20 protein-coding genes and 1 pseudogene are annotated in these 23,125 nt (G+C 49.3%); 16 read left to right on the top strand and 5 right to left on the bottom strand.

Annotated elements, in window-relative coordinates:
• The first annotated feature begins 87 nt into the window (after positions 1–87).
• From PRU_RS06715 to PRU_RS06685, 7 genes are all read left to right on the top strand, one after another.
• Entirely contained in the window at positions 88–699 is a 612-nt protein-coding gene (locus PRU_RS06715; protein WP_041385857.1) for a DUF4840 domain-containing protein, read from the top strand.
• A 6-nt stretch (positions 700–705) separates the two neighbouring features.
• Complete coding sequence (locus PRU_RS06710; protein ID WP_041386701.1) at positions 706–1,212, top strand: NUDIX hydrolase; 507 nt, start codon at positions 706–708, stop codon at positions 1,210–1,212.
• A 186-nt stretch (positions 1,213–1,398) separates the two neighbouring features.
• Positions 1,399–2,862: a PDC sensor domain-containing protein gene (locus tag PRU_RS06705; RefSeq protein ID WP_013063485.1), complete on the top strand. Its 1,464-nt coding sequence runs from the start codon at positions 1,399–1,401 to the stop codon at positions 2,860–2,862.
• On the top strand, positions 2,859–4,811 hold the full coding sequence (locus PRU_RS06700; RefSeq protein WP_013065242.1) for an ATP-binding response regulator: 1,953 nt from the start codon (positions 2,859–2,861) through the stop codon (positions 4,809–4,811). The genes PRU_RS06705 and PRU_RS06700 overlap by 4 nt, the downstream gene beginning before the upstream one ends.
• Positions 4,812–4,892: 81 nt before the next feature.
• On the top strand, positions 4,893–6,269 hold the full coding sequence (locus tag PRU_RS06695; protein WP_033150025.1) for a PTS galactitol transporter subunit IIC: 1,377 nt from the start codon (positions 4,893–4,895) through the stop codon (positions 6,267–6,269).
• Positions 6,270–6,299: 30 nt separating this feature from the next.
• A complete protein-coding gene (gene kduI / locus PRU_RS06690; protein ID WP_041385854.1) occupies positions 6,300–7,286 on the top strand; it encodes a 5-dehydro-4-deoxy-D-glucuronate isomerase in 987 nt (328 codons plus the stop codon).
• A 1-nt stretch (position 7,287) separates the two neighbouring features.
• On the top strand, positions 7,288–8,742 hold the full coding sequence (locus PRU_RS06685; RefSeq protein ID WP_013065039.1) for an MFS transporter: 1,455 nt from the start codon (positions 7,288–7,290) through the stop codon (positions 8,740–8,742).
• A 181-nt stretch (positions 8,743–8,923) separates the two neighbouring features.
• Here the strand turns inward: PRU_RS06685 and PRU_RS06680 are convergent, their stop codons facing one another.
• The gene (locus PRU_RS06680; protein ID WP_013065629.1) at positions 8,924–9,688 is read right to left on the bottom strand and encodes a nitroreductase family protein; all 765 of its coding nucleotides are present in this window, start codon (positions 9,686–9,688) and stop codon (positions 8,924–8,926) included.
• A 307-nt stretch (positions 9,689–9,995) separates the two neighbouring features.
• On the opposite strand from PRU_RS06680, the pseudogene PRU_RS06675 reads away from it, so the two are divergent.
• The 5 genes and pseudogenes from PRU_RS06675 to dnaA form a co-directional block, all read left to right on the top strand.
• Positions 9,996–10,436, top strand: a pseudogene (locus PRU_RS06675) (ribonucleoside-triphosphate reductase); the annotation flags it as partial.
• 82 nt (positions 10,437–10,518) lie between these two features.
• A complete protein-coding gene (gene folB / locus PRU_RS06670; RefSeq protein WP_041386700.1) occupies positions 10,519–10,878 on the top strand; it encodes a dihydroneopterin aldolase in 360 nt (119 codons plus the stop codon).
• A 99-nt stretch (positions 10,879–10,977) separates the two neighbouring features.
• Positions 10,978–12,204, top strand: coding sequence for an N-acetylmuramoyl-L-alanine amidase family protein (locus PRU_RS06665; RefSeq protein WP_013063107.1), 1,227 nt, complete (start codon positions 10,978–10,980; stop codon positions 12,202–12,204).
• Between the two features lie 17 nt (positions 12,205–12,221).
• Positions 12,222–13,124, top strand: a complete 903-nt coding sequence (locus PRU_RS06660; protein WP_013063690.1) for an MlaD family protein — start codon at positions 12,222–12,224, stop codon at positions 13,122–13,124.
• Between the two features lie 330 nt (positions 13,125–13,454).
• Positions 13,455–14,876 carry a chromosomal replication initiator protein DnaA gene (gene dnaA, locus PRU_RS06655; RefSeq protein ID WP_013063129.1) on the top strand — a complete coding sequence of 474 codons (1,422 nt, stop codon included), beginning with the start codon at positions 13,455–13,457 and terminating at the stop codon, positions 14,874–14,876.
• Between the two features lie 50 nt (positions 14,877–14,926).
• Here the strand turns inward: dnaA and PRU_RS06650 are convergent, their stop codons facing one another.
• On the bottom strand, positions 14,927–16,972 hold the full coding sequence (locus PRU_RS06650) for a TonB-dependent receptor plug domain-containing protein (RefSeq protein ID WP_013063693.1): 2,046 nt from the start codon (positions 16,970–16,972) through the stop codon (positions 14,927–14,929).
• A gap of 181 nt (positions 16,973–17,153) precedes the next feature.
• Here PRU_RS06650 and PRU_RS06645 point away from each other — a divergent pair, with 181 nt between their 5' ends.
• Together PRU_RS06645 and PRU_RS06640 are read left to right on the top strand one after the other, a co-directional pair.
• The gene (locus PRU_RS06645; RefSeq protein WP_013064940.1) at positions 17,154–18,536 is read left to right on the top strand and encodes an inositol-3-phosphate synthase; all 1,383 of its coding nucleotides are present in this window, start codon (positions 17,154–17,156) and stop codon (positions 18,534–18,536) included.
• Between the two features lie 588 nt (positions 18,537–19,124).
• Positions 19,125–19,508 (top strand): hypothetical protein, encoded by a 384-nt coding sequence (locus PRU_RS06640; protein WP_143040054.1) that lies wholly within the window; start codon positions 19,125–19,127, stop codon positions 19,506–19,508.
• 3 nt (positions 19,509–19,511) lie between these two features.
• On the opposite strand, the gene PRU_RS06635 is transcribed toward PRU_RS06640, so the two are convergent.
• The 3 genes from PRU_RS06635 to PRU_RS06625 are packed head-to-tail and all read right to left on the bottom strand — an operon-like array spanning position 19,512 to position 22,127.
• Entirely contained in the window at positions 19,512–20,027 is a 516-nt protein-coding gene (locus PRU_RS06635) for a dihydrofolate reductase (protein WP_013065700.1), read from the bottom strand.
• A gap of 27 nt (positions 20,028–20,054) precedes the next feature.
• Positions 20,055–20,849 (bottom strand): thymidylate synthase, encoded by a 795-nt coding sequence (locus tag PRU_RS06630; protein WP_013063515.1) that lies wholly within the window; start codon positions 20,847–20,849, stop codon positions 20,055–20,057.
• 54 nt (positions 20,850–20,903) lie between these two features.
• Positions 20,904–22,127 carry a methyltransferase RsmF C-terminal domain-like protein gene (locus tag PRU_RS06625; RefSeq protein ID WP_013064490.1) on the bottom strand — a complete coding sequence of 408 codons (1,224 nt, stop codon included), beginning with the start codon at positions 22,125–22,127 and terminating at the stop codon, positions 20,904–20,906.
• A 116-nt stretch (positions 22,128–22,243) separates the two neighbouring features.
• Between PRU_RS06625 and PRU_RS15260 the strand changes: the two genes are divergently transcribed.
• Positions 22,244–22,933, top strand: coding sequence for a DUF6249 domain-containing protein (locus tag PRU_RS15260; protein WP_143040055.1), 690 nt, complete (start codon positions 22,244–22,246; stop codon positions 22,931–22,933).
• On the top strand, positions 22,926–23,123 hold the full coding sequence (locus PRU_RS06615; RefSeq protein WP_013063085.1) for a PspC domain-containing protein: 198 nt from the start codon (positions 22,926–22,928) through the stop codon (positions 23,121–23,123). The genes PRU_RS15260 and PRU_RS06615 overlap by 8 nt, the downstream gene beginning before the upstream one ends.
• The last annotated feature ends 2 nt before the right edge of the window (positions 23,124–23,125 follow it).

Below are 23,125 nucleotides of genomic sequence, written 5' to 3'. Positions count from 1 at the left end.
TAACGGTTAGTGATGCAAGATTTTGGGTTGTAGTGCATTTAGAGTGTGTACAATTCAAATCACAAAACAAAAACAATAAGTAAAAAAATGAAAGCATTAAAAATTTTCTCTGTTGCATGCTGCATGGCAGCTGTTTGTTTAACATCGTGTATTGGTGATGATAGCAGTGAGGTTAAGAACCTTACTCAAGGCGAGATTGCTACCTGTTTAAACGCCGTTCGTGGCACTCATCTTGGTAAGGTGTATTATTCGGCTCCCACCCAGAAGGATGTGAACAATGTAGATTCAGTAGACATCAGCTGGACTATCTCTACCGATAGCACCATGACCATTCACGATTTTCCCGCCCGTTTGCTGGCTCACAATATCGATAGCGTAAGTACTCAGGGTAAGGAGTTGCGTGCTGCCCTTCAGGCTTGTCCCGATCAGGACATCGATTGCTACATTGGCTTTATGAAGATTTCGCCTATCTACTGGCTCATTAACCCCAAGGCTCCAAAATATACTGTTAAGCTCAACGATGGCGAGCACAAGGTACAGGTGGCTTTCTATTCTACCAACACCTATTCAAGCGGTATCTATAACACCAGCACTAAGGAGTTTTCGATGGAGATTATCGAGGGTGCCATCTATATGGACGATAAGCTTACCTCATATCTTAGCAAGGACACACCATTTGTTTTTTATCGCAACAAATAATAAGTGGTGATGAGCGATAATAGTGAGGAACTATTCCCTGTGGTGGCCGACGACGGCAGCGTTATCGGCTCAGCCACACGAGGCGAGTGCCATAGTGGCTCTCGTCTTTTGCATCCTGTGGTGCATCTGCATGTGTTTAACAGTAAGGGCGAGGTGTATCTGCAGCGCCGCCCTGAATGGAAGGATATTCAGCCAGGCAAGTGGGATACCAGCGTGGGCGGTCATATAGATTATGGCGAGACCCCAGAGCAGGCCTTGGTGCGCGAGGTGCGCGAGGAACTTGGTATTACCGACTTTAAGCCCGAGCGGGTAGGAATGTACGTATTTGAGAGTGCACGCGAGCGCGAATTGGTATATGTACATCGCACCGTTTACGATGGTCCTGTTACCCCTTCGGCCTCAGAGCTTGATGGTGGACGGTTCTGGAGCATCCAGGAGATACGTTTGGCGATGGGCCGCGGATTCCTGACGCCTAACTTCGAGAGCGAGTTCCGCAAGTTCTTTCTGGCATAATCCCTTATAAATATGATGTTTGAGCCCTGCAATTTGTATTGCGGGGCTTATTATTAGAGTCCTTGTCGGGAGCTCGCAGTGATGCGGGCTTCCGATCTTTTTTTGTAAAAATATGGTAAAAAGTTTGGTTGTATTAATTTTTTTTGTATCTTTGTACCCAAACAATCTTCTATTAATTTTGGAACAATGAAACCGAACTTTCTATATACCATCATAAAATCACTATCTGCAAAGCTCAGTTTGTGGGTGGTATTGTTCGTGTCAATATTGTTTGCCGCCACTTTCTCCTTGATGTTCTATTATGCCCGCCAGGCGGTTCACGACGAATCGCTGGGTAAGGCCGAGGATATACTTGATCAGTTTGAGATAGCGGTGGGGCAGAAGTTGCACGAGATTGAGGTGATAACCCGTCAGACGCATTGGTGGGTAGAGCAGAACATGACCGACACGCTCGAGATTGGGAAGTACACCCAGCAGATACTGGCCAACGAACCCACGATTATAGGTATTGCCACCGCCTTTGTGCCTGGCACATTCCCCGATCGTGGCGAAAAGGATTATATGATTTACTATCACCGATGGAAGGGAAAGGTAGTCAGGAGCGAGCTGTTTGCCCACGACTCGTATCTGCACCAGCAGTGGTACGAGGAGCCAATGACCCACGATAAGAATATGTGGACAGAGCCCCGCGAGGATTACCGAACCGACGATGAGCCTATTATCACCTACGCCATGCCTATACACAGGGATGGTAAGGTAGTAGGTGTGTATGGTGTAGATATCTCTATCTATTGGTTGACGAAAATCATTTACGAGCAGCGCCCGTTACCTTATGTAACAGGTTCGCTCATGACCCATACGGGAGCTTTTGTCATCCATCCCGATACCTCGTTGTTGCGCCCACGCGCCATGTTTACGCTGATGGAGCAGTATCCTGAGGAGAAGTACAGCTTAACAGCCTATAAGATGATGAACGGTCAGAGTGGTACCGAGCAGCTCAGCCTGAACGGTACGCCCCGTGTTTTAGCTTATAAGCCTTTCGAGAAAACTAAATGGGAGATTACGGTGGCATGCCCCGAGGACGAGATTATGGGTAACTACAACACGATGATTCCGCTGATGTTTGCAGTAGTGCTGCTGGCTCTGATTGCTATCGTGGTGTTCTGCTCAGTATTTATCCATCGTGAGCTGCACCCGTTGCGCGCTCTCGAGAAGTCGGCCTGTTTGATTAAGAGCGGTCATTACGATGTGCCTATCAAGACCAGTAACCGCCAGGACGAGGTGGGTGTTCTGGCCAACAGCTTTATTACCATGCAGCAATCCATCAGGCAGCACCTCGACGAGATCGACCACAAGAATCTGATGCTGGTTGAGCAGAACTGGCTGCTTACCGAGGCTCAGAAGCATAAGACCGAGGCTGATAGGGTGAAGATGGCCTTCCTGCAGAATATGACCGACCAGATGGATGAACCAGTTAACGAGATATCGCGACTGGTAACCGAGGTGCGCCAGCATCATCATGAGATGCCGCACGAGCAGATTGTAGAGCTGGCTAATCAGGTTGATGCCCATACGTTTACTGTTACTCAGTTGCTGGACAAACTGCTCGAAGTTGCAACTAAAAATCAAGAAGAGGAGGGAGAGGCATGAGTATATTATTGAATCGCATCAAACGCAAGCTGTCGCTCAAACTCAGTTTGGGCATCCTCTTGTTCCTGGTAGTGGTGTTCACATTCTCTATCGGCACCCTGTTCCTCTATTCGCGCCAGCTGGTAAAGCAGCAGGCTATGGAGCACGCCAACCTTGAGCTCGAGAACTGTACCGAGCGTGTAAACGAGCTGATGAACGAGGTGGAGACTGCCACCCGTACTGCCGTATGGCATCTGGGCGACGACATACGCCCCGACTCGCTGCTTAATTACATCCGATTGGTAGTAGGGCAGAATCCAAACTTTGATGGTTGTTCGGTGGTTATGGCGCCCGATTTCTTCCCCGATCGTGGCCGCTATTTCTCTGTTTATGCCTATAATCCAGAAAATGCCGATACGGTAGTGGCTAATATTGAGAAGCCTTACAACTATTTCGACAAACCTTGGTATCGCACAGCCGCCACCTTAGGCAAACCCTGCTGGGTTGAGGCTTATGCCGAGGATTTGCAGGGTGTAGAGTCGACCGATTTCAACGATATGATTGTGTCGTACTGCGTGCCGATGTACGATCGCCACAAGCGTCTGATGAGTGTCATCTCAACCGACTTGGCCATCGACTGGCTGTCGGAGGTGATATCGTCGTATAAGCCGTATCCTAAATCGTATGTCATGTTGCTGGGTGCCAATGGCCAGTATATTGTGCATCCCGATACCACGAAGCTTAAGAGTCGTACCATCTTCAACGATGCCGACCCCACCAAGCAGCAGGATCTGATTTCACTTGGTCACCAGATGATAGCCGGCAAGAAGGGTATGCTCAACGTAAAGGTGAATGGCGAGCCTTGCGTGGTGCTCTATCAGTCGCTCACCAAAGCCCCATGGAGCATGGCGCTGATATGTTACGAGAGCGATGTCTTTGTGAGCTACAACAAACTGCTCTACATTCTGATACCTGTGCTTACGTTTGGTTTGCTGCTCATTCTGGTATTCTGCCTCAATGTGGTGTCGATGATGGTGCAGCCGCTTAACGACCTGACGCATCAAATCAGCTACATTACCGACGGCCACTTCCACGAGGCCATCAGCTTCAGTAGGCGTAAGGATGTGATAGGTCGCCTGCAGAATAATTTTGCTGAGATGCAACAGGCCCTGAGTAGTCATATCCTGAACCTGAAGCAAACCAACCTGGATGCCGAGCGGATGAACCAGGATTTGGCCGAGGCCAACGAACAGGCGCATAAGGCCGACGAGAAGAAGAACGAGTTCTTGCAGGATATAACCCACCAGATACGTACGCCGCTCAACATTATCAACGGCTTTACCCAGGTGCTGCGCGACGATTACGAGAGTATCCCTCAGGAGGATCTCGGCAATATTACAGAAACCATGCAAACCAACGCCATCCTCATCAGTCGTATGGTGGGTATGCTTATTGTTGCCTCGAATGCCGGTAAGGATGTAAAGGTGGATACCCATGAGCGTGTTTGCATTAAGGAGCTTATTCAGCATGTGGCCGATATCTATGCCTCGCGCCCGCCGCATACCATCGATTTAACTACCGATGTGCAGGTGGATGATACACGTACGGTTAAAACCAATCGCGACTATCTTACCAAGGCCTTGAACGAGTTGCTGTTTAACGCCAAGAAGTTTACTACCGAGGGCCATGTAAAGCTGTCGGTAAAGACCGATGGACTCAAGGTGATGTTCTTTGTCGAGGATACAGGTCCTGGTATTAGTGAGAGTGTTCGCAAGAATCTTTTCGATACGTTCGAGAAGGGTGATATCTTTAGCGAGGGCTTAGGCTTGGGCTTGCCAGTATGCCGCCAGTTGGTGCGCCTGATTGGAGGCGAGCTGAAGCTGGATGCCACCTATACCAACGGCTCACGATTTGTGATTGTGATACCCGACGAAGAGGCATGGGTTGACCTGCACGACGACTTACGTTAACGTTTGAGTAAAAAAAACGTTCGCTTTCTCGTGTTGTTCGGCAAAAATGTGTATCTTTGCACCAAAAATCGACTAAAAACAATGGAACAAGTATTCAGTTACATTATCAGTCTTGGTGCATCAGTCATGATGCCCATACTGTTTACTATTATTGGACTTTGTATTGGATTGAAATTCGGAAAGTCCTTGAAATCAGGACTTTACGTAGGTGTAGGATTTGTTGGTCTGGGCATTGTAACGGCCCTGCTAACTAACAATTTTGGCGATCCGCTTTCTGAGATTTCGCGTTTGTACAACCTCCAGCTCGGCGTGTTCGATATGGGTTGGCCGGCAGCAGCTGCTGTGGCTTACAACACGGCTGTAGGCGCACTCATCATCCCCATCTGTCTGGGTGTAAACTTCCTCATGCTCATCACCAAAACCACCCGCACCGTTAATATCGACCTGTGGAACTACTGGCACTTTGCCTTTATTGGTGCCGTAGCCTATTTCGTGATGGATCAGAGTCTGGCATGGGGCTATTTCGCCGCTATCGTATGCTACATCAACACGCTGGTAATGGCCGACCTTACAGCGCCTAAGTTCCAGGGCTATTACGAGGGTATGGAGGGCATCTCTATCCCGCAGCCTTTTGTGCAGAGTTTCACTCCGTTTGCCATGCTCGTTAATAAGGGCTTGGATATGATTCCTGGTTTCTCAAAGCTGGACATCGATGCCGAGGGATTGAAAAAGAAGTTTGGTGTACTGGGCGAGCCCTTGGTGTTGGGTGTTATCGTAGGTGCGCTGATTGGTGCTTTGGCTCAGTTGGATATTAAGAAAATCCTGTTCCTGGGTGTTACCATGGGTGCTGTGATGGAGCTCATCCCACGTATTACCAAGCTGTTTATCGATGGCTTAATGCCTATCTCAGAGAAAACTCAGGAGGTGGTTAAGAAGAAGTTCAATGGTAAGAAGGTATATATCGGCATGTCGCCAGCATTGGTCATCGGTCATCCCACCACGCTGGTAGTATCGCTGCTGTTGATACCTGTAACCCTGGGCTTGGCTGTTATCCTGCCAGGCAACCAGTTCCTGCCTCTGGCCTCGTTGGCTGGTATGTTCTATGTGTTTGTGATGGTGCTGCCTTACACCAAGGGTAACGTGGTTAAGACCTTTATCGTTGGACTGGTGGCTCTGGCCATCGGTCTGTGGTTTGTAACCGATATGGCGCCCGCCTTTACGCAGGCCGCCCACACCGTGTTTGAGCAGACGGGCGATAACGCTGCCAAGATTCCTGAGGGCTTCGAGGCTGGTGCGCTCGACTTTGCTTCGAGCCTGTTTGGCTGGACTATCTACAAGTGCGTTAACAACCTGCAGTGGGTAGGCCTGGGCGTGCTTACTGTCTTTACTGCCGCTATGATGTGGTTCAACCGCAAGCGAATTATTGAGGACGAAAAAAAGAATCATGAAGTCCTGTAGTCCGTTGCAAAATTATTAATTAATAACAATATGAAGAAATCTATTTTTACTTTGATGCTTATGGGAAATCTGATGACGGCCTTTGGCCAGCAGAACATGACGTTCCAGACGGCTTGTCACCCCGCCGACGTGAAGCATTACGACACGCAGACCCTGCGCGACCGTTTTGTGATGGAGAAGGTGATGGCGCCCGATGAGATTAACCTCACTTATTCGTACTACGATCGTTTTATCTACGGAGGCGCTATGCCTGTTAACAAGAATCTGAAGCTTGAGACCCATCCCCAGCTGCGTGCCGATTATTTTATGCGCAACCGCGAGCTGGGTATCATCAATACTGGTGGTCCTGGCGTGGTTATCGTCGATGGTCAGGAGTACCCGCTTGGCTATAGCGAGGCCCTTTACGTAGGTCGCGGCTGGCTGGGTAAGGATAAGAAGGGGAACGATATCGACTGCAACAAGGAGGTTATCTTCCGTTCAAAGGATGCCAGCAATCCAGCTAAGTTCTATCTTAACTCGGCTACAGCCCACAAGCACTATAAAACACAGTGGGTTACACTCGATGGTCGTAAGAACGGTAAGGTACAGAGCCTGAAGGCTGTGATTGTTGGTACCAAGGAGAAGCCTCTGGGCAGCAAGGCCGAGAGTAATCTGCGCACCATCAACCAGCTGATTGTAAATACCGCCCTTGAGGAGGGCCCCTGCCAGTTGCAGATGGGTTTGACCCAGTTGCAGGAGGGTAGCGTATGGAACACCATGCCACCTCACACCCATGGTCGCCGTATCGAGGCTTATTACTATTTCAATCTGCCCGAGGGTCATCAGATCAGTCATGTGATGGGCGAGCCCCAGGAGACCCGTGTGGTATGGCTCAAGAACGAGCAGGCCATCATGAGCCCTGAGTGGAGCATCCATTGCGCTTCGGCCACCTATTACTATACCTTTATCTGGGGTATGGCTGGCGAGAACTTGAACTATAATGATAAAGATAACATCGAGGTTAAAGATTTGAGATAATATGACACCAGTACAGACTACAAAAATGTCCAACTTCCGTTGGGTTATCTGTGCGCTGCTGTTTCTGGCAACCACAGTAAACTATATGGACCGTCAGGTTCTCTCTTTAACTTGGAAGGATTTTATCGCTGTTGATTTCCATTGGACCGATGCCGACTATGGTAAGATTACGGGTTTGTTCTCGTTGTTCTATGCCATCGCCAACCTGTTCTCAGGTAAGTTCATCGATTGGATGGGAACTAAAAAAGGTTATCTCATCGCCATCTTTGTATGGAGCACAGGTGCTGTGATGCATGCAGGCTGCGGATGGGTAGCTATGAATATCGAGGGTTACGACAGCATCGAGGCGCTGCGCATGGTGCAGGCTGGTAGCGATGCCGCTGTGGCCATTGCCACCATCTCAGTATGGTTGTTCCTCTCATGTCGTATGATTCTGGCTGTGGGCGAGGCAGGTAACTTCCCCGCTGCCATCAAGGCCACTGCCGAGTACTTCCCAAAGAAGGATCGTGCTTTCTCTACCTCTATCTTTAATAGTGGTGCATCGGTAGGTGCGCTGGCTGCCCCTGCCACTATTCCCCTGTTGGCCCGTGCCTGGGGATGGGAGATGGCATTCGTCATCATTGGTGTGCTGGGTTATGTTTGGATGGGCTTGTGGATGTGGTTGTACGAGAAGCCACGCAGCAACAAGTTTGTGAACCAGGCCGAGCTGAACTACATTGAGCAGGACAACGACCTTGAAGAGGTGAAGGATCGCGGCGAGGTGAAGGAGGAGAAGGCTATCCCATTCCTCAAGTGCTTTACCTATCGTCAGACTTGGGCATTCCTCGTAGGTAAGCTCATGACCGATGGTGTTTGGTGGTTCTTCCTGTTCTGGGCACCTGCTTACTTCAGCGACCAGTACGGCTATACCTCCGACTCGGCTATGGGTATTGCGCTCATCTTTACGCTCTACCTCATTGTAACCGTTCTCAGTATCGGTGGTGGTTATCTGCCAACCTATTTTGTTGATAAGAAGGGCATGAATCCTTATCTGGGTCGTATGCGTGCCATGCTGATATTTGCTTGTTTCCCAGTATTAGGTCTGTTGGCTCAGCCTCTTGGTGCTTATAGCGCTTGGTGGCCAGCTATCCTGATTGGTTTGCTGGGTGCAGGTCATCAGGCATGGAGTGCCAACCTGTTCTCAACCATCGGCGACATGTTCCCCAAGAGCACCATCGGTACCATCGTTGGTCTGGGTACTATGACGGGTGGTTTCGGCTCAATGGCCATCAACATGGGTTCGGGTGAGTTCTTTACCTGGGCAGCCAATCAGGGTGCCGCCTTCCAGTTCTTCGGCTTCGAAGGCAAGCCTGCTGCTTACATGGTAGTATTCTGTATCTGTGCTGTTGCCTACCTGATAGGTTGGTGCATCATGAAGGCACTCGTACCAAAGTACAAGCCTATCGTGCTCGAGTAAGAGATTGTAATTTTTGCTATATATTTAGGCACGGATTAACACGGCCTTTTTTATAAAAAAGACACGGCTTAGTTTACAATGCTAAAGCCGTGTCTTTAATTTATTAAAGCCGTGTTAATCCGTGCCAAAATTAAAATCGCGAGGACGGAAAAAAATCCGTGTTAATCCGTGTAATCCGTGCCTAAATTTTCTGCAGCAGGATAGTGTGGGGGAGGAAACCTTGGCGTTCTAAGGTTTGGAGGAGTGTGGTTGACATCGCCTCGTTGTCCTTGCGGGTGTAGCGGATATCCGTAAATACCTGCGCCAGCGTTTCTTTGTTGTTGATCTTAACAAAGTTCTTATTCTCCTCCAGGTTCTCCTTATAATTATAATAGGTGTCGATATCAGCACCCAGATAATCCTGATATGTCTCCTGATGCACAAAACTCTCAAGTGGCAATCGGTCGCTCAGGGCGGGTTCCTCATCAGGCCAACCCACGGTAAGCGTAGCCACAGGCATTACCAGCTTAGGCAACTGCAGCACGTCGATAATCTGCTGGGGCTGATACACGGTGGTACCCAGGTAGCAGTAGCCCAAGCCTTCCTCGTCCATCAGGTTGCACAGCGTCTGTGTGTAGAGTAAGGCATCGGTAGCCGCATTGATAAACGACAGGAAGTTGTCGTAACCAGGCTCGGCCTTGCGACATTTTGCCCAGAAACTGGTGCGGTTAAAATCTGCACAGATGGTAAGCACCACAGGCGCCTGTTTCACCATGGGCTGGTTGAAATGGGCAGGTGCCAGCTTGGCTTTCATGTCGTCGCTTCGGGTCACCACCACGCTGTAAAGCTGCAGGTTTCCCATGGTCTGGGTGCGTGCAGCCTCGTTCATCAGACGGTTCAGCAACTCGTCGCTTACTGGCTCCTGGGTGTATTTTCTGATGGTTCGTCGTGTCAATAAATGTTTCATATCTCTTAATTTTGCTTATAAAAATCTTCTTTTTTGTATTATTTGGTTGCAAAAATACAAATAATTCGGCAAATTTATCTAACTTTGCACGCAAAAATAGTTTGATATGGAAGAAAACTTGCGTAGTGAACTCGTTGAGCGTATTGCTCACGAACTCACAGCCATAGGTCAGCACAGCGATGCTACTCTGTCCGAGGAGCGTGTGGCCAGCATCCTTAACCAGTGCCTCAAATCGGTTAAGGCCGATGATGCCGAATTGCTGCTTACGTTGGCCAATCAGGCATTCGATATCTTCTTGTTGGGCACCCGACCAGAGGTAACCGAGGTGCGTCCTGAGGTGTTGGAGTGCGACGTGGTACGTTTCCAGAATAACCGCGAAAAATGGGTGGCATTGGTAGGCTTGCTGAATGGCTACCCTTACGAGATATTTACAGGCTTGGCCGACGACGAGGATGGCATTGTGCTGCCCAAAACCGTTACAACGGGTAAAATCATTAAGCAGGTTAACCCCGATGGCACCAAGCGTTACGATTTCCAGTTCGAGAACCGTCGTGGCTATAAAACCACCGTCGAGGGCCTCTCTGAGAAGTTTAACCCCGAGTACTGGAACTACGCTAAACTGATATCAGGTGTGCTGCGTTATCGCATGCCTATCGAACATGTCATCAAGCTGGTGGCTTCGCTCTCGCTCAAGGATGAGAGTATCAATACCTGGAAAACAGGTGTTGAGCGCGCACTGAAGAAGTACGCTCCTGGCTGCCACGATGAGGAGGAACTCCAGATGGAGGATTAAAGATTAAAGATTAAACATTAAAGATTAAACATTGATAATTGAAAGTTACATATATCTGGACGAGGTTCGCTTTTATGCCTTTCATGGGGTGATGCCCCAGGAGACACAGGTGGGAGGCGAGTTTTTGGTTAGCTTGCGTGTGGGTTATCCCATCCAGGGGGCTATGGAAACCGACGATGTGGCCGACACGCTGAACTATGCCGAACTGTTCCAGTTGGTAAAACAGCAGATGGACATCCCCTCAAAGCTGCTCGAACATGTGGCAGGTCGCATCGTAAAGGCCATCCATCAGCAGTTTCCGCAGGTGTCGAGCATCCATCTACGTATCACCAAGAAGAATCCGCCGATGGGGGCCGATAGCAAAGGCGCAGGAGTGGAATTGTACATTAAACATTAAAGATTAAACATTAAAGATTAAAAATTAAAAAATTGAAGATTGGTTAGGAACGTGATTAGGTTAAGATATATATTATGTGTGTTGCTGCTGGGAGGGGCTATGATAGCCCAGGCAGCTGGTAAAAATAGTTTTACGTTGGTGATCGATGCCGGTCATGGCGGTCACGATACGGGTGCCGTGGGTGCAGTCTCTAAGGAGAAAAACCTCACGCTGAAGTTTGCGCTGGCCTTCGGACGTATGGTTGAGCAGAACTGTCCCGACGTAAAAGTGGTTTATACCCGCAAAACCGATAAGTTTGTAGAGTTGTACCGTCGTGCCGAGATAGCTAATCAGGCCAAGGCCGATTTGTTTATCTCTGTCCACATCAACGCCTTGCCAAAGGGTAGGGTGGCGCGTGGTTTCCAAACCTACACCCTTGGTTCCAGCAAGCGTACAGGCAAGCAGACTGGTGTGCTGCAGAACCTGGAGGTGGCCAAGCGCGAGAACTCGGTTATCTTTATGGAGAAGGACTACCAGCAAACCTATCATGGCTACGATCCTAACTCGCCCGAAAGCGATATCATGTTTGAGTTTATCCAGGATAAGAATATGGAGAACAGCGTTGAGCTGGCCAAGTACATGCAGCGTTACGTGTGCCAGGCCACTGGCCGCCAGGATATGGGTGCCCAGCAGGACAACCTGGCTGTGCTGCGACTCTCGTCGATGCCTGGTGCGCTGCTGGAGTTGGGTTTTATCTCAACCCGCGACGAGGAGGAGTTTATGAACTCGGCCCGTGCCGAAACCCTGTATGCCACAGGTATGTTCAATGCCTTCCTGAACTATCGTAAGCGTCATGGTGGTAACATCACCATCCCTTATAAGAAGATTGAAGAGGCTGAGCCAGAGCGCCGTTTGGCCCCACTGCCCGATGCGCAGGTTGAGGAGCCACAGGAGCAGGTAGCCGAGGCCAGGGTTGAACCCGTAGAGGTGCGCCAGGTTAACGAGCCAAAGCCCGTAGCAAAGGCAGAGGTACCTGCAAAGGCCGAGCCCAAGCCTGCTGCAGCAGCTGCCAGCAACGATGCCCCTGTGTTTAAGGTGCAGATACTCTCAAGCTCCAGCAAGCTCAAGGCTGGCGATGCCCGCTTTAAGGGTCTTACCGATGTTGATTCGTATCGCGATGGCGGTATGTACAAGTACACCGTTGGCGCATCAACCGATTACAACGAGATCTACCGCTTGCGCAAGCAGGTGGCTGCCACCATCCCCGAGGCGTTTATCATTGCCTTCAAGGGCGGTCAGCGTGTAGATGTGAATGCGGCTATCCGCGAGTTTAAATCAAAGAAATAAATTATAAGCTATAAGATATGAAAAAGTTTTCGAAAGAAATTCAGATTGCCCTGGTGGCCATTGCTGGTCTGTTGGTGCTCTATTTTGGTTTGCACTTTCTAAAGGGAATGACGCTGTTTTCTGGCGACAACAAATATTACGTTAAGTTCAAGGATGTAAGCGGCCTCTCGGTGGCCAGTCCTATCTTTGCCAACGGCTACCGTGTAGGTGTGGTCGAGGAAATCATGTTCGACTATCAGAACACAGGCGAGATTGTGGCTGCTATCGATGTAGATACCGAACTGAGTGTGCCCAAGGGCAGTCGTGCCGAGATTGCTACCGACCTGATGGGCAATGTAAAAGTGCTGCTGGTGCTGGGTAATGCTGCCGACGGTATGGTGGCCCCTGGCGATACCATCACAGGCAGTCAGCAGGTAGGCGCTATGGGTAAGGCTGCCGATATGATTCCAGCCGTACAGCAGATGCTGCCTAAGCTCGACTCTATCCTGGCCAGCGTAAATACCCTGTTGGCCGATCCTGCCATCGCCAACTCGCTGCATAATGTCGATCAGATTACTGCTGACCTGACACGCACCTCGCACGATCTGAGCCTGCTCACAGCACAGCTCAACCGTCAGATGCCCCAGATGCTGCAGAATGCCGATGGCGTGCTGGCTAACACCAACCAGATTACCAAGGATATCAGCAACATGGATTTTGCTGCTACTATGACCAGCGTTAATACCACGCTGAAGAATGTAGAGCAGATGACTGCCGCCCTGAACAGCCGCGAGGGTACCCTCGGACTGCTGATGCGCGACCCCAGTCTGTATTACAACCTGAACAGCACCATGATGCATGCCGACTCGCTGATGCTTGATCTAAAGCAACATCCAAAACGCTATGTTCACTTCTCAGTTTTCGGCAAGAAAGACAAGTAAAATAGATTTTGTCTAAATAACAAATTTTGGCCATAGGTACGTTTTTTGTACCTTGGCCATTATTATTTGTGTGTTCGTACACGCGTAAGTGCCTGATTTTCAGGGTTTGGTGCGTTTACAAGTGCGCAAAATTGGTACTACTTCTGTGAAACACCGTAACTATCACGTTTTTAAGCAGTTACAAGTTGTGTACACACATTGAGAAAAATTGGACATTTGCAAGTTTCAAAAATTTATTTTACCTTTGCACTCGGAAACAACAATAAACTCTACAAGCCTAAGTCTTGTATATTGTTCAATTAAAAATTTAAAAAATATAACATTCGCCAAATGAATAATAATCATCAGGCGCTCTGGGCTAACTGCCTTCGTCTCATCCAGGCTAACGTTACAGAGCAGCAGTACAAAACGTGGTTTGCACCAATCGTGTTCGAGTCGTTCGACGAAGCGAACCGTTCGGTTCTGGTGCAGGTTCCAAGCCGATACGTATTCGAGTTCTTGGAGCAGTACTACGTTGGATTATTAAGTAAGGTATTAGAGCGAGTGTTTGGTACAAATGTAAAACTCAATTACAGAATCGTTGAGGTTAAGGCCGCTACTGCTAAGGGGCACGACGTTACTACCGATGTTGAGAGCGAGGGTCCCAGCTTGGAGACCGTACCCGCCCGCCAGCATCTTAACAAGGCGCCCAATGTGCTCGATGCACCCCGTCAGCAGCAGCTCAACCCCCAGCTCGACACCAAGAAGGGTTTCCACAACTATATCGAGGGTAACTCTAACAAGCTGCCTCGTACCGTTGGTCTCTCTATCGCCGAGCACCCAGGTAAAACCACCTTCAACCCCTTCTTTATATATGGCCCTTCAGGTTGCGGTAAAACCCACCTTATCAACGCCATCGGACTGAAGTGCTGCGAGCTTTATCCTAACAAGCGCGTGCTGTACGTAAGTGCCCGTCTGTTCCAGGTACAGTTCACCGATTCTGTACGTCAGAATACCACGAACGATTTTATCAACTTCTATCAGAGTATCGACGTACTGATTGTCGATGATATTCAGGAGTGGGTAAATTCGCCAAAAACACTCGATACTTTCTTCCATATCTTCGATCACCTGTTCCGTATCGGCAAGCAGATTATTCTGGCCAGCGACCGTCCCCCAGTAGATCTTACTGGTGTTAAGGACCGCCTGCTTACCCGTTTTGCCTGCGGACTGATTGCCGAGCTCGAGAAGCCCAACGTGCAGTTGTGTGTAGATATCCTGAACGCTAAGTGTAAGCGCGACGGACTGAAGATTCCTGCAGATGTGATCGAGTATATCGCCCAGACTGCTAATGGCAGCGTACGCGACTTGGAGGGTGTGGTAAACTCGCTGATGGCTTACTCGATTGTTTACAACTCTAACATCGATATGAAGTTGGCCGAGCGTGTGATTAAGCGTTCAGTTAAGGTCGACAACCATCCGCTTACTATCGACGATATCCTTGATAAGGTTTGTAACCACTATGGCGTAAGTCAGCAGAGTGTGTTCAGCAAGAGTCGCAAGCGCGATTTCGTGCAGGCCCGTCAGATTTCTATGTATCTGGCTCAGAAGCACACCAAGATGCCTTCGTCGCGTATTGGTCAGCTCATCGGCGGTCGCGATCACTCTACCGTTATCCACAGCTGCAATGCTGTCGAGCAGCGCCTTAAGATTGATAAGGCCTTCGTAGCCGAGCTCAGCAGCATCGAAAATTCGTTTAAGCTTAAAGGTTAATAAATAATTGTTATCAATTGAGGCCCGCTATTCAGCGAGCCTCTTTTGTTTTATAATTGGATTGCAAATCCTGCAATCACCCATCTTCCCGGTTGTTCTACATGGCCAAAGTCGGCATACCGCTTATCCAGTACGTTGTTGGCCTCTACATACAGCTTCCAAGGCTGTGGGCTCCACGTTAAGCGTGCATCCAGCAGTCCGAATGGCTTGTAATCCTGCACGCGGCCGTCAAAGTCGGTGTACTGTCCCACGCGGTCCTGCCAGCGGTAGTTCAGGCTCAGCTTTAACTTATCTGCAATCGGTATCAGGGCATTCGCTATCAGTTTGTGGCGCAGATACTCCAACGCATACTGCGATACAATGTGTGCCTCCTGCTCCTTTTCCTGATTAATGTAACTATAGCTAACATTGAACTTTGAGCTTTTAACATTGAGCTGTACAGCCGTCTCAAAACCAATGCTATTCACCTTCGTATGGTTCACGCTCTGCCAAACGGCATCGTCGCCCAGGCTGGTGTCCATTATCCAGTCAATCATATTACGCCCGTGATGGTACCATAAATTGGCTGATACAATCAGGCATTTTTGGTTCCAGCTCACGCCGCCTTCTACCGCCGTCATCTCTTCGGGCTTCAGGTGTGGGTCGGCTTTGTAGCCCTGTAGCTTGTAGTACATCTCCGTAAACGATGGCATGCGCAGCGATGTATTGCAGGCTGCATGCAGTGTAACGGCTGGGGTAGGGCGGTAGCTCAGGTCGATGCCTGGATATACCGTTATGTTCATGTTGCTCCAGGTGTTTTTTACTGCTACCAGTCCTGCCGATATCGTCAGCTGGTTTAGCAGCACGTTGTGCTCCAGATAGCCGCTGATGTTGGTGCGGTTCAGTCCCAGCGTGTAATCGCGGTCCGTACCAGCTATGTGGTGCGTCTGGTTCAGAGGCTCGCCCAGGTTGCCGCTCACCAGGTCCTCGTTACGCAGTTCGCCGCCAAAGGCCGTGCGTCCTGCAGCCCAGTCAAAGTAAGCGTTCAGGTTCACCCCGTACACATCCGTGCGGTTGTAGTTATACTTCATCTTTTCGGGTTGGTTGCGATAGCCCTCGTAGCGGTCGCGGTTCTGGTTCCAGTATATGCTGGGTGCAAAGTGCAGGCGTCCGCGTTTGGTTTCGCCCTGTATCGCTGTATATAGTTTAGTGGTGTGCTCGTACTGGTTGTCGGCCTGCCATTTGGGAGTAGCGTAGAAAGTGCCGCTGCCCCAACCTTTATCGGCCAGTCCCACATGCCAGTTCAGTCGCACGTCATCGTCGTCGTACTGTCCCTGGTAAAAAGCCTTCGTACCGCTGTAGTCCGTATTCAGCGTGCCGCTCTTAGCCCTGCTCCAGCCGTCGCTGCGGCTGTAGTTAGCCGATACACTGTGACTGGTTTTGCCGCCAAAAGCCACTCTGCCTCCTACTTGAGCATACCCATACGAACCTGCTTCGGCATGTACTACTGAGGGGAGGGTGGGTTTAGTCACGATGTTAATCGCTCCTACGAGCGATGACGATCCGTAGATTCGTCCTGCTGGCCCCTCAATCACCTCTATGCGTATGATTTCGCTCAGGTCAACCGGCAGGTCCATCGCATTGTGTCCCGTTTGCGGGTCGCAGATGTTTATACCGTTCAGCAGCAGGATAATCTGGTCCTGTGTGCCGCCGCGTATGCCAATGTCGGTCTGGGCACCGATGGGTCCTCGTTGCCTAACATCCACGCCTACAGCGTACTTTAAAAGGTCGTTTACACTTTGTACTGGCGCCTGCGCAATAGCCTTGCGGTCCAGTACAGTTACCATTCTCGCAGCCTGACTCTTGGTCAGTGGCGCCCTCGATCCGGTTACGCTAACCTCGTCGAGCATCATCTCGCGTGCAGTTGTCGTAGCGGTTGAGTCGCTCACCACAGGGTGTGTGCTCACGCTCTCGGCCGATGCGTAGGTAAGGGTGCTAACCGATAGCACGCTGCAAACCACCTCGCGGCCCAGACAACTAAAGAGCGAGTAGCCCTTGTTTCCGAAATGACGGAAAACCAGGCGCTGGCGCTTCATGTTGAATGCTTGTTTGTACATAAATAATTTTTGTTACCTAAAAAAAATCGGGTGCAAAATTAATGTATTTTTCTGTAACAAAACACTTAAAAGCTGTAAAACTTTGCAAAAATTTTAAGTTTTCTTTGCTTGTTTCAATTTATTTGTGCACCTTTGCAGCGCACTAAACATAGATATGTTTATCAACCAAATAAAGTAAGAAATGACACAAAACAAAGTAACCCCCGCCCAAGGTAAGCTGGGCATCCTGGTAGTTGGCTGTGGCGCCGTATCTACCACTTTTATTACGGGTGTGCTCATGGCTCGCAAGGGCTTAACTAAACCCGTAGGTTCAATGACTCAGTACGATAAGATACGCGTTGGTCGTGGTGCCGATGCCCGTTATCTGCACTATGCCGACATCGTGCCCCTGGCTAAGCTCGATGATATCGTGTTTGGCTGTTGGGATGTGTATCCGCAGAACGCCTATCAGGCAGCCATGTATGCCGAGGTGCTGAAAGAGAAGGATATCGAGCCCGTTCGCGATGAGCTCGAGAAGATTGTGCCCATGCCTGCCGCCTTCGATAAGAACTACGCCAAGCGCCTGGATGGTGATAATGTGAAATGTTCAATGGTCCGCTCCAGCTCTGCTGGCTTGCAAGGCAAGAATGGTCAATGTTCAATGCCCACCCGTTGGCAGATGGTGGAGATGCTGCGTAAGGACATCCAGCAGTTCAAGGCCGCTAACGATTGCGCCCGCGTGGTAGTGCTCTGGGCTGCCTCTACCGAAATCTATGTGCCCGTGTGCGAGTCGGTTCACTATCAGCTCTCCGACCTCGAGGCAGCTATGAAGGCCGACGACCGCGAGCATGTCGCCCCATCCATGTGCTATGCCTATGCAGCTCTGAGCGAGGGCGCCCCATTCATTATGGGAGCTCCTAACACCACCGTCGATATCCCCGCCATGTGGCAGTTGGCCGAGCAGACAAAAATGCCTATCGCTGGTAAGGACTTCAAGACCGGTCAAACCCTCGTCAAGTCAGGTTTTGCCCCCATCATCGGCACCCGCTGCCTGGGACTGAATGGCTGGTTCTCAACCAATATCCTGGGCAATCGCGACGGACTGGTGCTCGACGAGCCTGCCAACTTCCGCACCAAGGAGGTATCAAAACTCTCAACCCTCGAAACCATCCTGAAACCCGATGTGCAGCCCGACCTCTATGGTCATGGTAACGACGAGGACACCCAGTATTATCATAAGGTGCGCATCAACTATTATCCCCCACGCAATGATAATAAGGAAGGTTGGGACAACATCGATATCTTTGGCTGGATGGGCTATCCCATGCAGATTAAGATCAACTTCCTGTGTCGCGACTCAATCTTGGCAGCACCCCTCTGTCTCGACCTCTGTCTGCTTAGCGACCTGGCTGCTCGTGCTGGTCGTTTTGGCATCCAACGTTTCCTCTCGTTCTTCCTCAAGTCGCCTATGCACGACTACACCCAAGGCGAGGAGGCCGTTAATCATCTCTATCAGCAGTACACCATGCTCAAAAACGCCATCCGCGAAATGGGCGGCTACGAACCCGACGAAGAGATCGATTAAACTTTAAACATTAAATTAAGCACGAAGAGAGGTCTGTGAACTGGTTTGCGGGCCTCTTTTTGTTGTGGGGTATCTGTGCTTGTTAATATTTTTGTTTGGTTTTTGTCTGCAGCTATTCTGAAGGCTTTTTTGCGCCCACACGTGGCAGATTTTTCTCGTGCACGTAGAAGATTGTTTTCCCTCGCGTGGGAGTATCATCTCTATCTGTATTTTGATGATGCAAAGGTAAGGAATTTTCGTTATACTATGAAATATCAACTGTTAATGAATTGTTAAATTCACCAAGGTGCTGTAAGTGTTACAGTAGTGACAGTTACAGTTTCTTTAATGAGCCCTAAAAACTAACAACTAAATTTTTACTATATATAATTATATTATATATAGTAATTAATTTTGTAAAAAATTCTTTCTTTTTGCATATTTGCTCGCCTAAAAAACTGTAACTGTAACAATTGTCACAGTGATTCCATTAGATAGATTAATTTAATCAATTTTTGCAATTATATTTTTGGTGCTTTCATTTATTCTTAGTATCTTTGCATTGTGAACTAAAACGTGATTGTGCACTATTGATAACATGATATGATGATGAAGAAATTAATAATCTTTTTACTGATGATGTGTGGCTGCTGTGGGGTTAAGGCGGCCGGACTGGATGGAAAATACCTGTCGCAGAGTGGAGAACTGATGTTTGTGTTTAAGGGCGACAGCTTGTATGTTGACGTGGCGCAGAGCATGCGAAACCTGTCGGCCTTTAAACTGGTGAAGAACAGCGAGAATAAGGCTACCACCTGCTATAATGCGTACGAGACATACCTTAAAAACGGTGCAGTAACTTATCGCGAAGTGCTGATACGTGTAACCAAACTGGATGAGGAAAAGACGTATCTGCTGGAGTACTTTGGTAAGGATAAGGATAGGGAGTATAACTCGAACGAGCGATACCATATTAAAAAAGTTGATGGCGAGTAACCATCAACTTTTTCTAATATAATCTACGAAGGCGTAGCGGTGGGCGTGGCGATCGTCGATGTCGTGTGATTCGCGGGCGGCCTCTTTCCACTCATCTTTGTAGGGAGGGAAGAAGGTGTCGGCCTCGGCTGGGGTATCGTCGATTTCTGTCAAGCAGAGGCGATCGGCCAGGGGCAGGGCCTGCTGGTAAACGCTGGCACCACCGATGATATACACATCCTCGTCGGGGGCGCAATGAGCCAGGGCCTCGTCTAACGATGGATACACATCGCAACCAGGAAAGGAGCCTCTCCCGGCCTCCCCAAAGGGGGAGGAGAATGCGCTTTTACTTAACACTATATTTCGACGATTGGGCAGGGCGCCCTTGGGCAGCGACAGGAAGGTGTTGCGACCCATAATAATGGTATGCCCGGTAGTGAGCGCCTTGAAGCGCTTAAGATCGTTTGGCAACCAATATATTAACTTGTTCTGAAATCCGATAGCTCTATCCTGAGCAACAGCTGCAATAATGTTAATCATTAAACATTAAACATTAAACATTAAACATTAGACCGAAACTTCGGCTTTGATGTGGGGGTGGGGATCGTAACCCTCTAACTGAAAATCTTCGAACGTAAAGTCGAACAGATTCTTAACATCGGGGTTGATAATCATCTTGGGCAGCGGACGGGGCTCGCGGGTGAGCTGCAGCTTGGCCTGCTCGATGTGGTTGAGATACAGGTGGGTATCGCCCGTGGTATGGATAAAGTCGCCTGCCTTAAAGCCTGTTACCTGTGCCATCATCTGCAGCAGCAGGGCATAACTGGCAATATTAAAAGGTACGCCAAGGAAGGTGTCGGCCGAACGCTGATAGAGTTGCAGCGACAGACGATCATCGGCTACATAGAACTGGAAGATGGTGTGACAGGGGGGCAGGGCCATCTTGTTGACCTCGGCCACATTCCATGCCGACACAATCATTCGACGCGAGTTGGGATTGTTTTTCAACTGATCGAGCACATACTGTATCTGGTCGATGGTACCACCATTATAATCGGGCCACGAACGCCACTGGTGACCATAAACTGGACCAAGCTCGCCATTCTCGTCGGCCCACTCGTTCCAGATGCGAACGCCATGGTCCTGCAGGTATTTTACGTTGGTGTCGCCCTTGAGAAACCACAACAGCTCGTAGATGATACTTTTAAGGTGGAGCTTCTTGGTGGTGAGCAAGGGGAAACCATCGTCGAGATTATAGCGACTCTGGGTACCAAAAATGCTGATGGTGCCTGTACCGGTGCGGTCGCCCTTCTGGGTGCCTTCGGTAAGGATGCGGTTCAGGATGTCTAAATACTGCTTCATTTATGTAGATTAAACATTAAAGATTAAACATTAAATTCTTACATTTTTACATTTTTAAATTTTTACATTTTTCAGCACTTCGGGTGGTTCGGAGGGCAGGTGGGTGCTCTTAATGCGCCAGGCCTTGGGGTAGAGGTTGTTGGCACGGTTGCCGATGTTTTTGGCAGGACCGAGCGGTTGCCCCTGATAGGTGATGGTGACGATGCCGCGAGGGGTATCGGCAGGCAGTACGAGTGCCTCGCCACGCAGATACTTAAGCGCCTCGGCGTAGGGCACATCGACGTACACGTCGCTGTGCTCCAATTCGGCCGAGAGCACCTTTAATTGAGAATTGACAATTGACAATTTACAATTCTTGGTACTACCACTATTACCTCGTTTGCGCAGGGCGCAGACAAACAGACCCTCGCCACGGGTGATGCCGGGGATGAAACGATAAACGGGCTCATTAAATCCCTGGAGCAGCGAACCTGTGATATTCCACGAGGGATCTACAGGGATATCGAGCACCTGGGCATCGTAGGTATCCAGTATCCAACGGATATTCTCCTCGTTCTCCTTAGTATTATATGTACACGTACTATATATAAGCAGGCCGCCAGGGTTTAAGCATTCCCAGGCATCGGCCACAATCTCGCGCTGCAGTTGCCAGCATTTCTCCACATTCTGCGCACTCCACTCGCTGATGGCATTGGGATCCTTACGGAACATGCCTTCGCCTGAACAGGGCACATCGCACAGAATGAGATCAAACTTAAGCTTGGCCTTACGGAAATCGCGAGGGTAGTTGTTGGTGACAATGTGGTTAGGGCCGCCCCATTTGGTAACGTTCTCCAATAGAATCTGGGCGCGATTGCCCATGGGCTCGTTGCTGATGAGCACGCAATCATCGGGCAGCACACTACGCAGGGCAGTAGATTTGCCGCCAGGAGCAGCGCAGAGATCGAGAGCACATTGAACATTGACCATTGAACATTGAACATTACGCAGGATGTGGGTAACGAACATAGAGGAGGCCTCTTGTACGTAGTAGCAGCCGGCATGGAGTAGGGGATCGAAGGTGAACTGAGGGCGATCGTTGAGATAATAGCCCTCGCTGCACCAAGGCACCTGACTATCAGAATGGTCCATGGTCAATGGTCCATGGTCAATGGCTATTCGTGGATTCACACGAATACTAGTTGGCGCCTCTTCGTCGAAGGCTCCTACAAAGCGATTATATCTCTCATCGCCCATGATACGGCGTGTTTCTGCTACGAAATCTGCGGGTAAATTCACCATTATATCCGAAATTTGTGGCAAAATTAAAAAAAATCTGAGAAAAAACACTATCTTTGCAACTAAATTTAGTTTTGAAACGTCAAACAGATGTAGAATTTAAAAACAAAGGAGATATGAAACAGTATTTAATCGCAATCGCCATGGTGCTCGCACTTAGCACAAACGCTAATGCAACAGCACAGAAGCATCGCCACACGCCTCGCACTGAGCAGGTGAGCGATACAGTAAAGCACAACCAAGATGCCATCGAGGCATACTCGGACACTACTGCTACTAACAACGCCAACGCTGACGACAACGACAACCACAGCGGCTACCGCCACCACGTGGTTTACGAGGGCGAAGACACTGAGCGTGTGGTTAGTGGGATTTTTGGAGATATGGGCGGCGCTGCCTTTATGGGCATGCTGATACCTATCCTGGCTATCGTATGTGTAGGATTCCTGTTGCCCGTTATCCTGGTACTGCTGGTGTTCTACTTTATTAATCGCAACCGCAAAGAGAAGTACCGTCTGGCCGAAATGGCTATCAAGAACGGACAGCCTATACCCGATGCGCTGCTGAAAGAAAGTAAGAACGACGACTGGGACAGCACAAGCTATAATGCCGGCATCCGACAGATGTTTACAGGCGTGGGACTGGCCATCTTCCTGGGTATCGTAGCTGGCGAGGTGGGTTTTGGTATCGGCGCACTGGTATTCTTTATCGGACTGGGTAAGTGGTATATAGCCCGACAGGACCGTAACAACCGCGATAATAATCAGACATTTAATAACAACCAAAATATACAGAATTATGAATAAGCGACTGATGAGATCGAACGATAGAGTGTTTGCTGGCGTATGTGGCGGATTGGCTGAGTACTTCGATTTCGACCCAACAATGGTACGTTTGGCTTACGCATTCCTGACACTCTTTACCGCTTTTAGCGGACTGATATTCTACTTTGTACTTTGGCTGGTAATGCCTGAGAGAAATCTGATTGAACATTGAAC

The sequence above is a fragment of the Xylanibacter ruminicola 23 genome, assembly GCF_000025925.1.
GTDB classification, from domain to species: Bacteria; Bacteroidota; Bacteroidia; order Bacteroidales; family Bacteroidaceae; genus Prevotella; species Prevotella ruminicola.
Note: the sequence above shows the minus strand (reverse complement) of the source record. Positions and strands in the feature narration are given on the sequence as shown.